The 13268-nt window shown below is 42.9% G+C and carries 15 protein-coding genes; 5 read left to right on the forward strand and 10 right to left on the reverse strand.

Annotated features, from left to right (window positions below; all coding sequences use genetic code 11):
* Positions 1 to 59: 59 nt before the first annotated feature.
* Positions 60 to 1898 carry a monovalent cation:proton antiporter family protein gene (locus BTO28_RS08875; RefSeq protein ID WP_076765383.1) on the reverse strand — a complete coding sequence of 613 codons (1839 nt, stop codon included), beginning with the start codon at positions 1896 to 1898 and terminating at the stop codon, positions 60 to 62.
* 104 nt (positions 1899 to 2002) lie between these two features.
* Between BTO28_RS08875 and prpE the strand changes: the two genes are divergently transcribed.
* Positions 2003 to 2740 carry a bis(5'-nucleosyl)-tetraphosphatase PrpE gene (prpE, locus tag BTO28_RS08880; RefSeq protein WP_076765385.1) on the forward strand — a complete coding sequence of 246 codons (738 nt, stop codon included), beginning with the start codon at positions 2003 to 2005 and terminating at the stop codon, positions 2738 to 2740.
* A 43-nt stretch (positions 2741 to 2783) separates the two neighbouring features.
* On the opposite strand, the gene BTO28_RS08885 is transcribed toward prpE, so the two are convergent.
* Genes BTO28_RS08885 through BTO28_RS08900 form a run of 4 tightly spaced genes read right to left on the reverse strand, consistent with a single transcriptional unit; the run spans position 2784 to position 5500 of the window.
* Positions 2784 to 3668: an RluA family pseudouridine synthase gene (locus tag BTO28_RS08885; protein ID WP_076765586.1), complete on the reverse strand. Its 885-nt coding sequence runs from the start codon at positions 3666 to 3668 to the stop codon at positions 2784 to 2786.
* 1 nt (position 3669) lies between these two features.
* The gene (locus tag BTO28_RS08890; protein ID WP_076765388.1) at positions 3670 to 4464 is read right to left on the reverse strand and encodes an NAD kinase; all 795 of its coding nucleotides are present in this window, start codon (positions 4462 to 4464) and stop codon (positions 3670 to 3672) included.
* A 26-nt stretch (positions 4465 to 4490) separates the two neighbouring features.
* Entirely contained in the window at positions 4491 to 5108 is a 618-nt protein-coding gene (locus BTO28_RS08895; RefSeq protein WP_076765390.1) for a GTP pyrophosphokinase, read from the reverse strand.
* Between the two features lie 11 nt (positions 5109 to 5119).
* Complete coding sequence (locus BTO28_RS08900; RefSeq protein WP_076765392.1) at positions 5120 to 5500, reverse strand: UPF0738 family protein; 381 nt, start codon at positions 5498 to 5500, stop codon at positions 5120 to 5122.
* A gap of 125 nt (positions 5501 to 5625) precedes the next feature.
* Between BTO28_RS08900 and BTO28_RS08905 the strand changes: the two genes are divergently transcribed.
* From BTO28_RS08905 to BTO28_RS08920, 4 genes are all read left to right on the forward strand, one after another.
* Positions 5626 to 6198: a CYTH domain-containing protein gene (locus BTO28_RS08905; protein ID WP_076765394.1), complete on the forward strand. Its 573-nt coding sequence runs from the start codon at positions 5626 to 5628 to the stop codon at positions 6196 to 6198.
* Between the two features lies 1 nt (position 6199).
* The gene (locus tag BTO28_RS17670; RefSeq protein ID WP_269843866.1) at positions 6200 to 6814 is read left to right on the forward strand and encodes a lytic transglycosylase domain-containing protein; all 615 of its coding nucleotides are present in this window, start codon (positions 6200 to 6202) and stop codon (positions 6812 to 6814) included.
* 94 nt (positions 6815 to 6908) lie between these two features.
* Positions 6909 to 7307 carry a globin domain-containing protein gene (locus BTO28_RS08915; protein WP_076765396.1) on the forward strand — a complete coding sequence of 133 codons (399 nt, stop codon included), beginning with the start codon at positions 6909 to 6911 and terminating at the stop codon, positions 7305 to 7307.
* Positions 7304 to 8131, forward strand: coding sequence for a ClpXP adapter SpxH family protein (locus BTO28_RS08920; protein WP_076765399.1), 828 nt, complete (start codon positions 7304 to 7306; stop codon positions 8129 to 8131). Before BTO28_RS08915 ends, BTO28_RS08920 begins: the two co-directional genes overlap by 4 nt.
* Positions 8132 to 8209: 78 nt before the next feature.
* On the opposite strand, the gene BTO28_RS08925 is transcribed toward BTO28_RS08920, so the two are convergent.
* The 5 genes from BTO28_RS08925 to spxA form a co-directional block, all read right to left on the reverse strand.
* The gene (locus BTO28_RS08925; protein WP_076765401.1) at positions 8210 to 8422 is read right to left on the reverse strand and encodes a hypothetical protein; all 213 of its coding nucleotides are present in this window, start codon (positions 8420 to 8422) and stop codon (positions 8210 to 8212) included.
* A gap of 282 nt (positions 8423 to 8704) precedes the next feature.
* Complete coding sequence (pepF, locus tag BTO28_RS08930) at positions 8705 to 10519, reverse strand: oligoendopeptidase F (protein ID WP_076765403.1); 1815 nt, start codon at positions 10517 to 10519, stop codon at positions 8705 to 8707.
* Between the two features lie 73 nt (positions 10520 to 10592).
* The gene (locus BTO28_RS08935) at positions 10593 to 11720 is read right to left on the reverse strand and encodes a competence protein CoiA (protein WP_076765405.1); all 1128 of its coding nucleotides are present in this window, start codon (positions 11718 to 11720) and stop codon (positions 10593 to 10595) included.
* A 105-nt stretch (positions 11721 to 11825) separates the two neighbouring features.
* Positions 11826 to 12470: an adaptor protein MecA gene (mecA, locus tag BTO28_RS08940; protein WP_076765407.1), complete on the reverse strand. Its 645-nt coding sequence runs from the start codon at positions 12468 to 12470 to the stop codon at positions 11826 to 11828.
* 215 nt (positions 12471 to 12685) lie between these two features.
* Positions 12686 to 13081 carry a transcriptional regulator SpxA gene (spxA, locus tag BTO28_RS08945; RefSeq protein ID WP_045850634.1) on the reverse strand — a complete coding sequence of 132 codons (396 nt, stop codon included), beginning with the start codon at positions 13079 to 13081 and terminating at the stop codon, positions 12686 to 12688.
* Between the last annotated feature and the right edge of the window lie 187 nt (positions 13082 to 13268).

Genomic DNA, 13268 nt, shown 5'->3' on the forward strand with positions numbered 1-13268 from the left:
AAGTTATTAGTACCTAGTATTAATATTAACAGTAACTCTTTCAAATGAAAAGGAAAAAATCACCGTAAATCCTGTTTCAATTCTTCCACATACTCCTTTGATCCTGTCACAATAAGCCGGTCGCCTATTTTCAGCTCTGTATCTCCATGCGGGACAATCAAATCAACCCCGCGCACAATCCGAACGAAGATCACGTCTCCAGTAAACGGGAAATCACTAAGGCGCATTCCAGCAAATGCACGGTTGCCAAGCTTAATTTCATGCAGCGCCACGTCAGAATTCGTGACAAAATCCGGCACAGACGGCGATTCAATCATTGCTCGAAGCAAGGATTTTGCTGACAAAATGGATGAAAACACTTCGATTCCTTCTTCCTCAAGCTGGCGCGAGGACTCCTCCCGCTCCGCATGGGCAATGACCCGTTCCACGCCGGCCTTCTTCGCTGCGATTGCGATTTGGACATTTAATTCTTCATTTTCTGTCATGAGAAGAAGAATATCTTTTTCAAACAATCCGGCTGATTTAATTGAATCAACAGCTAGATCATCAATATACACAATCTCAAACAGTGACGGAGAAGCCGGTTCATTGTCTGCTCCCTGATAGACAGACACGTTAAATTGATCGGATGATAGCTCTCTAGAAACAGGCAGTGAATACTGCGTTGCTCCGACAAACGCGACGTTGCTTTTTTTCTCTGTTTTCATTAATTCAAATGGAAACATTTTTTTAAAAATAACCGGTGTGATAATACACGCAATCACAGCGACAAGAATAAACGTTCCGCTCAACTCCGTTGTAATCACACCGAGTTCTTCCGCAATTTTAGCGGCTGCGATAACAAGTGAGAGTGTGGATGTTAATAAAAACGAAGATGCAATCACCGATTTCATATCATAAAATCGGCGCAAGTACAGCATTGGCACTACTTTTGAAATAAACAAAGCCAAAAGCAGCAGCGGAATGAGAAGCAACAGCTGTGGATCTCCGAAGAGCGTCCATATATTTAACTCCACACCAACCATTACAAAGAATATCGGGATGAGAAAACCGTATCCAAAGGAATCGAGCTGGCGGATCAGTTCGTGGTTTGGCGCTAAAAGCGACACGAGCACCCCTGCTAGAAATGCACCTAAAATATTTTCTGCCCCAACGTATTCTGAAAGCGCCACAAGGACAATCATAAGGGTAAATACCGCACGGGTGCCAATTTGAACGGTACCGGTTGATAACGCAGTAAAAAGCGGCTTATGTTTAACCCTTTTCGCAACCGCATAAAAGAGAAGACCAGTTGCAAATAGAATAAGGAGCAGCCACATATTTCCGCCTGATTCGCTGTTAATCGATACGTACACAGCAAGCAAAATCATCGTGACGAGATCCGCAATGACAGCGACAAGCAAAATAATCTGTCCAATGACCGTTTTCATCAATCCCGCTTCTTTCAGCGTCGGCACGACAACCCCAAGGGAAATCGTCGAAATAATGAGCGTCATTAAAAAGGCATCATCAATGAGCCCCATCGCTTCGAAACCGAATGCAAGCCCGTATGATACAATAAAAATACCAATAAATACAATACTAGCCGCTGAAAAAGGATTCGGCACATTTTTTGTTTTTTTAGGAGCTGCTTTCGGTTTTTTCTGGCTGGAGAACATAGTAAAGTCGATTTCAAGACCGCTTAAAAACATGAGAAATAAGAAGCCAAGCGTTGACAATGTACCGAGCCATACATCATCCTGAACAATTTGAAAGCCACTCTGGCCTAAAATAAGCCCGACGATAATTTCCGCTACTACAACCGGTATAAATGATATCCTGAAACGGTGAAGCAAAATAGGCGTTAAAAAAGCGGCTACCACTACAATAACCAGTGATGAAAGAGACGCGTGTTCCATTTAGGCACCTCTTTTCCTTTATATGCACATTATCGTAGCAAATTTTTTGTCTTCTGTCTTATTTGAATCTTTATAATAATGTAAATTTTTAAGGAGGTTTTTTTATGAAGCTGGATATTATCGGTGATATTCATGGCTGTTTAGAAGAATTTCGCAACTTAACAATGGAGCTTGGCTATAAATGGGACGCCGATATTCCTGTTCATCCCGGCGGTCGGACTCTTGCTTTTGTTGGTGATCTGACTGATAGAGGTCCCGATTCCGTGGGGGTTCTAGATGTTGTATGCCGCCTGTTTGAAGAACAGTCAGCGTTATACGCGCCTGGAAATCACTGCAATAAACTATATCGTTATTTTTCAGGAAACAACGTTCAAAAAACACACGGGCTAGAAACAACCGCTGCAGAGCTTGATTCTCTGCCGAAAGAGCAATATCGTTCCATTCGCAGCCGCTATTTATCGATGTACGAGCAATCCCCTCTTTATCATATGGTGGACGGCCGAGCGCTTATCATCGCTCACGCGGGCATCCGCGCTGATTACATCGGAAGGAACAATTCACGGGTAAAAACGTTTGTCCTGTACGGGGACATTACCGGAGAAAAACACGAAGACGGTTCACCTGTACGGCGTGACTGGGCCAAAAAATATAGTGGTGAATCGTTTATCGTCTACGGACATACCCCCGTAAGAGAACCGCGGGAAGTGAATAACACGGTTAATATTGACACCGGATGTGTATTTGGCGGGAAATTAACAGCATTTCGCTGGCCCGAACGTGAAATTGTTTTTGTCCCTTCAACACAATCGCTCGTTCCTGAAAAATTTCGTGATTTTGACTAAGCAGACGAGAAAAAAGCCATGCTTCCATTAGCGGAGCACGGCTTTATTCATTCAATATAAGTTTCATATCATCCGGCATGGGCATGGTGATATCAATTGTTTCACCAATTAATGGGTGTACAAATGACAGAGATCCACAGTGAAGTGCCTGGCGCTGAATCCATTCAAGACTTCCCCCGTACATGTCGTCTCCTGCAAGCGGATGGCCGATGTGCGACATATGGACACGAATCTGGTGTGTCCGTCCGGTTTCCGGCTTCACTTCGACATGAGCAAAATGGGCATATTGTGAGAGAACGCGGTATCCTGTTCGGGCATACTGACCATCCGGCCGGACGATCCGTTCAATGATGCTATCATCGCAACGGCCAATGGGCGCATCAATCAGGCCGGATTGTGTTGAAAATATACCTTCTGCCAGCGCCTCATACCGCCTGCTAACCAGTTTCCTTTTTTGCATATTCGACAATAAATGATGCACATGCCTGTTTTTCGCCGCCAGCACAATGCCTGATGTATCGCGGTCAAGCCGTGTCACAATATGAGCAGTCGCAGCGATCCCCCGCTCATCGTATAAGCCAAGCAAGCCGGCAGCAAGCGAACCCGCCGGGTGTTCGCGGGATGGTATGGTATTCATCCCGGCAGGCTTCCCGATAGCGATTAACACCTCATCTTCAAATAAAACATCTAGCTTGATTTTCTCCGCTTCCATCCCGTCTGAAGGCACTTCCTGAGGAAAAACAACCCGTACCACATCGCCAGCTCTTAATATGTGCCGGACATTTACTTCTTTCCCGTTTACCGAAATAAAACCGCCCGTAAATTTAATATCCGTAAGCGCCCGTTTTGAAATGTCTTTTTCCTGCAAAAATGTTCTTAGCAGAATCCCGTCTTCTCCTGCTGTCCAGTTCAATTCAAAAGGTTTCATGTTAATTGCTGACAAACGAATCGTGCACCCGTTTCCAGAATGGGAATGGACGGAACCTGGCAAATCGAATCTTTTCACCGGCTACACGGTATTGAATCGACTTGACATCTTTATGCAAAATCGTCAAATGATCGATCGTCACTAAAAAGTCAGGCCGATTAACAGGTTTCAGCATACATGTGTGATGCGCCGGCAAGATCAGCGGAGAACCAACAGTCCGGAATACCCGATTGTTAATGGATGCCATTTCCGCAAGCTGCAGTGCACGAATGGATGGATGCAAAATCGCACCCCCAAGTGCTTTATTATAAGCCGTACTGCCAGATGGGGTGGATACACAAAGACCGTCCCCGCGAAAACGCTCAAAATGTTCTCCACGAATTTCGACATCCATGACGAGTGTACTGTCCACACTTTTCACCGTTGATTCATTTAAGGCCAGATAACGCGTTTCTTTCCCTCCATGCTGATATCGGATGATCGCTTCAAGGAGCGGATATTCAATAATTTGATATGGCGTCCGCGCAATCGCAATGACAAGCTTCTCGATTTCATCTGGCGTCCAGTCAGCATAAAAACCAAGATGTCCGGTATGTACTCCAACAAATGCCGTTTTATCCAGCCGACCGCTATAACGATGAAAAGCGTACAAGAGTGTTCCGTCACCGCCTACTGAAATAACAATATCCGGCTCATTCTCATCGTATGTCAGCTTAAAATCCGTTAAATAATTACGAATTTTGTGCATGAGTGCGTTGGACTTCGCATCCCCTTTTGACGTAATCGCAAACTTCATTCTGTCTCACCCCTGCCGATTATTGTTTATTCCTTTTTCTTCGTAAAAAATAGCTGCGCTTCCTGAATTTCTTCGCGAATGAGCGACATTTCTTCATCTAGGCGAAATGCGGCTTCCGCCGCTCTTTGCAATCTCGTCTGGATTTCTTCTGGAAAATCTCCGTTATATTTGTAATTTAGCGAATGCTCAATCGTCGCCCAAAAATTCATCGCAAGCGTTCGAATTTGAATTTCCGCTAAAAGTTTTTTTTCACCGTAAATCGTCTGCACCGGATACTCAATGACCATGTGATACGATCGGTAGCCACTCGGTTTTTTATGAGAAATATAATCTTTTTCTTCTATTATCTTAAAGTCGTTCCGTTTTCGGAGAATGGCTACGACATTTTTTATATCATCCACGAACTGGCACATCATGCGCAGCCCGGCAATATCCTGAATATCACAATGAATACGGTCCATCTGAATTTTTTTTGTATTCATTTTATCTAAAATGCTTGGAACGGGCTTTACCCGGCCCGTAACAAACTCAATCGGCGAGCGGTCGTCTTCAATCGCGAACTGCTTTCTAATGCCTCGAAGCTTCACCTTCAATTCTTCCACTGCCTGTTTATATGGTGCTAAAAACTCATCCCAATTGTCCATAGAAGCCTCCATCAGCGCTGCTCGGCGAAAAAAACACGTTCCACTTTCTCCACCATTTCCTCACCGTAATTGCTGTTTCCTTCAATATTCGCTATAAGCTCTTCCATTTCCTCATGAAAAGAAACGAGCGTAAACGTTCCGTCTGTACCGGCTACTTCAAGCATTTTACTCTCTTCAATTGCTCTTTTTACATCCGGCCAAGTACTCTCATGCAGATATAAATAAACATATCCCGGCTCCGCTTCTGCCAGATAGACAAAGGCGAATTCGTCTGAATCGGTAATGACCTGATTTACCGGCTGAAGGTGTGTCACCTCAACGTCCTCTTCAGATAGTAGACGAAGAGTGCCGTCTGCCCATTCTGTTTTCGTAAAATGCCATTTCGTTCTCATGTTACCTCTCCTTTAAACAAGCCGTTCATTTAATCTTAATTATTTTACCACAATTTGTTCTTTCAAACACGGCTTGAACAGGCTACAATAAGAGAAGAAACTTTATTGGAAAAAGAGGCAGATACATGAAGCAGGAAATTGAAATTGAATTTAAATGCTTACTGACAAAAGGGCAATTTGAAAAGTTAATTAAAGCCTTTAATCCCGGACCCTTTATCCTGCAGCATAACCATTATTTTGATACTGCTCATTTCTCTTTAAAAGAGGCGGGAGCTGCGCTGCGTATCCGTGAAAAACATGGACAAGCCGAAATGACATTAAAAGAACCAGCAGAAACAGGACTGCTCGAATCAACGGTCCCGCTTTCTTCCGAAGAAGCGGCATCCGCTTTGTCAGGTCAAATTCCCGCAAATGATGTCATGGCTGCTGCCCGCAAACTTGCAGGTTCAGATAAGTTCATTCATTTCGGCACATTATCAACAACGCGTGCAGAAATGGAATACAAAGGCGGGCTGCTTGTCTTTGATCATAGCTCGTATAGAGACCAGGAAGATTATGAAATTGAATATGAGGCGAACGATCTTTCAGGTGAACAAACATTTCATTCATTATTAACGAAATTCGACATTGAATATAAACCGGCCAAAAATAAAATTCGACGTTTTTACAACGCATACATTCAAAACGGAGGCAATTGACGTGGATACGAATTTTTTTAATACGATGATTAAGTCAACAATGATGCAAGCCCTTGGAACGCAGACGACTCCATCCCCTCTTACAACGTCAACAAACAGCTCTATGCTATTCGGATCTATTCTGAAGCAAGCGCTGATACAGGGACTGGAAATTGTAAATGCAGGTGAAGCAAGTTCTGCTGCTGCTCCACAACCGGCACTATATACAAAAGCTGGAGCAGACCTTCTAAACGCCCCGAAAACAAGCTTTGATGATATCATTACAAGGGCTGCGGAGAAATATAATGTACCGAAAAAACTCATTCAATCTGTCATAAAACAAGAATCGAATTTTAATCCGAATGCGGTCAGCCATGCTGGAGCATCTGGTCTTATGCAGCTTATGCCTGGCACAGCAAAGTATCTTGGCGTCCACAACTCGTTCGATCCGGAGCAAAATGTACTTGGCGGGACGAAATATTTAAGGCAGATGCTTGATATGTTTAACGGAAATACTTCACTTGCTCTAGCAGCCTACAATGCGGGACCTGGCAACGTGAAGAAATACGGCGGTATTCCACCATTTAACGAGACTCAAAACTATGTAAAAAAAGTAACCGGCTACTACAATGCGTAGAGCCGGTTTTTTTTGCCTGAGACTATTCATTTGTTTTATACCCAAAGCCTTGATAAAATATATATACACTAAGAGGAAAAAGGAGTCACATTTTATGGCCGAGAAATCCAATGTTCCATACGACATCATTGGTGAAGAACAGCTTTCGGAACTGGTTGATGTGTTTTATAGCCGTGTTTCGCAACATCCGGATCTTGCGCCGATTTTTCCCGATGACTTAACAGAAACTGCTAGAAAGCAGAAACAGTTTTTAACTCAGTTTTTAGGCGGACCGCCACTATATACAGAGGAACATGGGCACCCGATGCTCCGCGCTCGCCATTTGCCATTTACGATTACACCTGTTCGAGCTGAAGCCTGGCTGACTTGTATGAAAGCGGCGATGGATGATGTACAGTTGAACGGAGAATTACGGTCGTTCTTTTTTGAACGTCTAACACAAACGGCCCACCATATGGTGAACCGGCCGGATGATGAGGGTGATGTTCTGTGAATGTAACGCAATTACCTGAACGGATTTGCTCCGCCCGGCAAAAACCGCTTGAACTATATGTATTTGTCGATCCACTCTGTCCGGATTGCTGGGCACTTGATCCGATGATTCGGAAGCTGCAGATTGAATACGGACATTATTTTAAGCTGAGGCAAGTTTTGACAGGAAAATTAACAGCGTTAAACGTGTCAAGACGACCACTTGCTATCGAACGAAGCGGCCTTGCATGGGATGATTCTATCTGGCTGGAAGATTCTGTTTCATCCCCATTTCTTGCATCTATTGCAATAAAAGCAGCAGAACTTCAAGGAAAACGGGCAGGCAGCAAGTTTTTACGTAAACTGCAGGAACAGCTTTTTTTAGATAAAGAAAATGTTTCCGATCTTACTGTATTGAGCCGATGCGCAGAAGAAGCTGGTCTTGATAAGGGTGAGTTTTTAAATGATATTCATTCAGCGGGTGCGACGAAAGCCTTTCAATGTGATTTAACGATTACTTGTGAAATGGATGTCGACGAGGCACCAACTATCGTATTTTTCAATGAGCGGATAGAAGATGAAGGGATTAAAATTTCTGGTTTGTATTCTTATGACATATACGTGCAAATCCTGCAGGAAATGTTGGAAGAAATACCGGAACCGCTTGACCCACCGCCTCTTGAAGAGTTTATGCAGTATTTCCGAATTGCTGCAACGACAGAAATTAGCGAAGTCTACGACTGGTCTGAAATTTGTGCCGAACGGGAAATGAAAAAATTGCAGCTGCAGCAAAAAGTACGCAAAATTGATACAAAGCACGGGGCGTTTTGGGAGTATGTACATTAAAAAGATGCCAGCGTGTTCTATAGTCTTAAAAAGAAACCGCGCTTCCTCCATTAAGAGAAAGCGCGGTTTTTTGTCTAATTAGCAATCATGTTTTCTGTCATTTTTTTTATCGCGTTTTTTGTCTTCAAGACGATCCACTCTATCTTCAAGACGATCGACTTTATCTTCAAGTCGGTTTACTCTTTTCTTAAGGCGTTTTACTTTCTTTTTCAAACGATCAATATCATCTTGTTGTTCATCCACTTTTTCTTTTAACCTGTCTAATTGACCTTGAAAATCGTCACGTGGCATGATTATCTCCCCCCTTTCTATACTATATTATGATTGAGGGAAAGAATTGTCTGGACGTAAGAATCAAAGTTGATGAAATAGAAAAAGCCCCGCCGAAGCGGAGCTTTTTCTTACGAACAAAGGGGATGGGAGAAATTTTTCACGGTCAAACAAAGGGGTATATGTTTGTTTGTGATCAACTTCACGTCATCATCGTATCATGTTGGCACATAAGTTGCAAGAGATGCACCCTTCGTTCACATTATTGTCATAACAATGGGTTTGAGAGCGTTAACTGCCATTTTAAGACAGTAGTTTTTCCATCTCTTCTAATGATTGTTCAAATACTTTGCATGCAGATTCAATCGCATCTGCGGCCGTCATGTCCACACCTGCACGCTTAAGAACATCAATTGGGTCATCAGAGCTTCCCGCTTTCAAAAATTCATTAATATAACGCTCTGCTGCAGGCTGGCCTTCTTTTAAAATTTGCGATGACAATGCAATCGCAGCGCTTAACCCTGTCGCATATTGATAAACATAATAATTATAATAAAAATGAGGGATCCGAGCCCATTCAAGCCCAATTTCTTCATCAATGACCATATCGCCACCAAAGTATTTTTTATTCAGCTCATAATACGCCTCACTTAATCCATCCGCTGTCAATGCTTCACCATTTTGAGCTTTTTTATGGACGAGATGTTCAAATTCGGCAAACATTGTCTGACGGAAAACGGTCCCACGGAACGTTTCTAAAAAGTGATTAAGCAAGTAAATACGTTTCTTTTCATCATCAGTTGTTTTTAATAAATAGTCATTCAAAATGGACTCATTGCATGTCGAAGCTACTTCTGCGACAAAAATGGAATAATCTCCGTAAACATAAGGCTGATTTTTGCGCGTGTAGTAACTGTGAATGCTGTGGCCAAATTCATGAGCCAGCGTGAACAGATTGTTTACGTTATCCTGCCAGTTCATTAAAATGTATGGGTTCGTTCCATATGCTCCCGATGAATACGCTCCGCTCCGCTTTCCTTTATTTTCAACAACGTCCACCCAACGGCCGTTCAGCCCTTCTGCCAGAATACTGTTATATTCTTCACCTAGCGGCTGCAACCCTTTTAAAAGGAGCTCTTTCGCTTCATCATACGTCACATCAAACTTACCTTCCGCAACAAGTGGCGTATACAAGTCATACATGTGCAATTCATCGAGGCCAAGCACTTTTTTGCGCAGTGCCACATACCGATGCAAAAGCGGCAAGTTTTTATTAATTGTGCTGACTAAATTGTCGTACACTTCTTCAGGAATGTGATTGCGTGAAAGTGCGGCTTCACGTGCACTGCCATAGTGACGAACGCTTGCTGAAAAATTATCTTTTTTAATTTGCCCTGACAGTGTAGAAGCAAATGTGTTTTTAAATTTTCCATACGTTGCGTATACCGCCTTAAATGCCTCTTCACGTAAACGGCGGTCAGGTGATTCTAAAAAGCGGATGTAATTTCCATGTGTAATTTGTACACTCTCTCCGTTCTCGTCTTTGACCACCGGAAATTCAAGATCAGCATTGTTCAACATGCCAAACGTGGCACTGGATGAACCAAGCACATCAGACGCCTTCGCCAGCAAGTTTTCTTCAACCGCTGACAACACGTGGGGACGCTGCTTGTTCAAATCGTCCAATACTTTTTTATAAAGCGTAAGCGGCTCATATGACGCTGCAAAGCTGTGAATCTTCTCTTCGTCAATCGATAAAATTTCAGGATCAGCAAATGACAAAGCACCGGCAATTTGTGTGTATAGCATTTTCGCACGGTCATTCATTCCCTGGTAATGTGCGTTTTGTGTGTCTTCGTCGTAACGCATATGCGCATACGTATAAAGTCTGCCCATTCTCTCTAAAAGTGTATCCTGCCAAGCAAAAAATGTGTGCAGCTGCTCGGCGCTGTTTCCTAGTGTACCATTGTATGATGCTGCTTCTTGTGCAAGCGTTTGAATTGCTTTAAATTCTTCTTCCCATGCCGCATCTGTTTCAAAAATATCTTCCAGGCGCCATTTCAATTCCTCTGCTATTTCTCTGCGTGCAGGCAGCTGCTTCACTTGATTTTCTGCCATTTTAAAAAAACCTCCCTTTTTCTCTTACCATTACCATTCTCCTTTTTTATTGTATATTCCTTTCTTGCTTTCCTCAAAAAATCAGCCTGTCTATAATTTGCTTTTCATAAGCAGTACAAAAGGTTTCTTCCCTCTGTATTTTAGCCCCCATCGACCGGCTATCCGCACGCTTTCCAGTTCCTAGCTCGTTTATAAGTTCTATATAGTCTGCAGCTGCCTGTTCCGGTGTCATCAACGGAGCAAGCGGAAGAATCGCTTCTTTTAAATGCCCCGACTCAATTCGTTTGCGTACAATTGCAGCCGCTTCTTCTGGCGACCCGCTTTTCTGATCATTAATAATGTAAAACTGCCATTCCACTGGATGATTGCGAATAGCCACCCCGGTTCGAACCGGCAGGCCGATTTCTTCAGGAAGCAAATGAGGGTTGCGACCCGCCTCATAGATCGATTTAAAAAGCAAATGGGTACGAGCATTATTGTAATGCCTCGATCGGTCAATCCATTTCCGTTTTTCATCAAAAAAAGCCTGCAATGAAAAGGTGAAATTAGATGAAAAAACAGCAGCAGGGGGAAAGGGCATTTCGGATATCCTGACATCAAGTCGTTCCGCAAAACATAAAGAGGTTGTCACTGGAATAATTCGTCCATACACAGAAAATAATTTTGATTCAGGATAATACGTAATGAAATAAAAACCGAGCTGTGAATGATAGCGCAAAAAAAGACGCTGAAACGGTGTTAGTTTAATGTACCTCCCTTTCTTCTCAATTGGTGGACCACCGTATAACCAGAATGGCGTTAAAAGACGATTGTTATATCTCTCCGTCCGTGAACGGAAAAGCGATGAAGTAATGGCCGAACATTGATATTCCACCGCAATCGTTCCCGTTAAAATATCCGGACGCTGCGATCTATCCGGCAGACGTGCTTCCATTTCCGCATCCCGTGTACTTGCGATCCAGTTGAATAAATCCAGTTTGCCGCTAAGGTGACGAGGTGATTCAGGTTCAGAAAAAGAGTCGCAGGAGGAATTTGCTTCATGAGCAAAGTGTGGAATGTTAACATCACCCGCTTTTATCACGACCGGGCGGCCGCACTGCGGGCAAAAATAAGGTGTTTTTTTCAAGCTTAGCGCCGTCATTCGCGCATTTGGTCCGGCAAGCACAACGGATTGCCCGTATGCATTCACTGCCGCAAGCATATTGACCATCTCCTTTCACACTGTATCCTTTCGACAATCGAAGAGAATATCCTTCTTGCAAAAAAAAAAAGACTTAAAAGAGGGGAACTCTTTTAAGTCTTTTGTTCATGATGAAAAATAGTGGCGTACTGTTTCAAAAACGTTTTCCGCCATGACACATTTTCCGTATTCCTGCAATGAGTGGATCGTCATGCGTGATTCATGCGTGTATTCAAGCAAAATGCTCAGTGCATCGTCAATATCTTCTTCCTCAAACCGCTCATCGTCAAATTCAACAAATAAGTAATAACGGTTGTCGTGTGCGTAAAGAGATGTCGTTAAGTGATCAAGGCCGCCGCGCTTACTAAGCACAATGACATCTTCGAAATCCTGGAAAGAAAGAACAAAATCCAGTGGTGTTTCATCTTCCTCCGGCCGGTCAAAATGCTCTTCCAGCAAGTCTTCAATTTGCCCTTCTACATCAAGCTTATCGCTTGTAAAGGGTAATTCAAGGCGCTGGCCGTCTTTTGATAAATTTGCCTGCGTCACTAAAATTTCAAGCCCTTTATCAAGGGCATGCACTTGAATCCAAAGCGGTCCATCCACAGTAAAATCTTCTTCATCGTGGACTTCCTCCATCATATCCCAGAACAGTTCTTCGCTGCGTTCCCGGTTATACCAGATTTCTTCGCGGTCAAAGCCCCGTTCCTCTATATCAACATACGATATGAAAAACTTAACCGTATTCTCGTTAATGCGTTCGATTTCCATTATTGCGGTCTCTCCCTTCCATTTAGAGGGTTGTCGGGTGTGCGGAAACAAAATCCTTATCCCTTTGTTCTATTGTATGATAAACACGTCGTAAAGGAAAATAGAAAGACTCCAAATAGGAGGGCTGTCTGCCCATTCTATCTGAATTTTTTGATTTGTTCAAGCGTTTTGGACAAAAAAAATCCCTGCAAAGGATGCAGAGATTTTTCTTTGTGTCAGTTAACCATGCGCTGCGCTTCAAGAAGCTGGAATGTACGGACTTTCCGCGGTAAAAAGCGGCGAATTTCGTCTTCATTATAACCGACTTGCAGACGCTTTTCATCCATAATGATTGGACGGCGAAGCAATCCCGGGTTTTGGCGAATCAATTCAAACAAATCTTGAAGAGGGAGCGTTTCAAGATCTACATTCAGTTTTTGGAAAATTTTCGAACGCGTTGAAATGATTTCATCCGTTCCGTCCTCCGTCATACGCAAAATTTCTTTAATCTCGTCAATGCTTAACGGCTCAGAGAAAATATTGCGTTCCACGTAAGGAATTTCATGTTCTTCCAGCCACGCTTTTGCTTTACGGCAAGACGTGCAGCTTGGTGATGTGTATAGTGTAACCATTCCTCATTCACACTCCTTAATTAAAATGTATAATACCTGTCAATTTGAGGAATTGAACGATCATGGAGATTTCATATAGTAGTGAAACTCCTCAACAACCGGCTACATATGTATTATACCATGATGTGTCATTCATTGAATACCATTTTCATTATATCGTAAAAATTACTTGTATATTCTTCACAAT

The organism is Domibacillus epiphyticus (assembly GCF_001975785.1).
Taxonomy (GTDB): domain Bacteria; phylum Bacillota; class Bacilli; order Bacillales; family Domibacillaceae; genus Domibacillus; species Domibacillus epiphyticus.

Excerpts from the sequence above, each read along its gene's own strand:
- BTO28_RS08900 (WP_076765392.1), bottom strand. The coding sequence starts at position 5,500 with ATGAGAACGAAATGGCATTTTACGAAAACAGAATGGGCAGACGGCACT.
- BTO28_RS08935 (WP_076765405.1), bottom strand. The coding sequence starts at position 11,720 with ATGCTTGCGGCAGTGAATGCATACGGGCAATCCGTTGTGCTTGCCGGA.
- prpE (WP_076765385.1), top strand. The coding sequence starts at position 2,003 with ATGAAGCTGGATATTATCGGTGATATTCATGGCTGTTTAGAAGAATTT.
- BTO28_RS08905 (WP_076765394.1), top strand. The coding sequence starts at position 5,626 with ATGAAGCAGGAAATTGAAATTGAATTTAAATGCTTACTGACAAAAGGG.
- BTO28_RS08885 (WP_076765586.1), bottom strand. The coding sequence starts at position 3,668 with ATGAAACCTTTTGAATTGAACTGGACAGCAGGAGAAGACGGGATTCTG.
- BTO28_RS08890 (WP_076765388.1), bottom strand. The coding sequence starts at position 4,464 with ATGAAGTTTGCGATTACGTCAAAAGGGGATGCGAAGTCCAACGCACTC.
- pepF (WP_076765403.1), bottom strand. The coding sequence starts at position 10,519 with ATGGCAGAAAATCAAGTGAAGCAGCTGCCTGCACGCAGAGAAATAGCA.
- BTO28_RS08915 (WP_076765396.1), top strand. The coding sequence starts at position 6,909 with ATGGCCGAGAAATCCAATGTTCCATACGACATCATTGGTGAAGAACAG.
- mecA (WP_076765407.1), bottom strand. The coding sequence starts at position 12,470 with ATGGAAATCGAACGCATTAACGAGAATACGGTTAAGTTTTTCATATCG.
- BTO28_RS08925 (WP_076765401.1), bottom strand. The coding sequence starts at position 8,422 with ATGCCACGTGACGATTTTCAAGGTCAATTAGACAGGTTAAAAGAAAAA.
- BTO28_RS08875 (WP_076765383.1), bottom strand. The coding sequence starts at position 1,898 with ATGGAACACGCGTCTCTTTCATCACTGGTTATTGTAGTGGTAGCCGCT.
- spxA (WP_045850634.1), bottom strand. The coding sequence starts at position 13,081 with ATGGTTACACTATACACATCACCAAGCTGCACGTCTTGCCGTAAAGCA.
- BTO28_RS08895 (WP_076765390.1), bottom strand. The coding sequence starts at position 5,108 with ATGGACAATTGGGATGAGTTTTTAGCACCATATAAACAGGCAGTGGAA.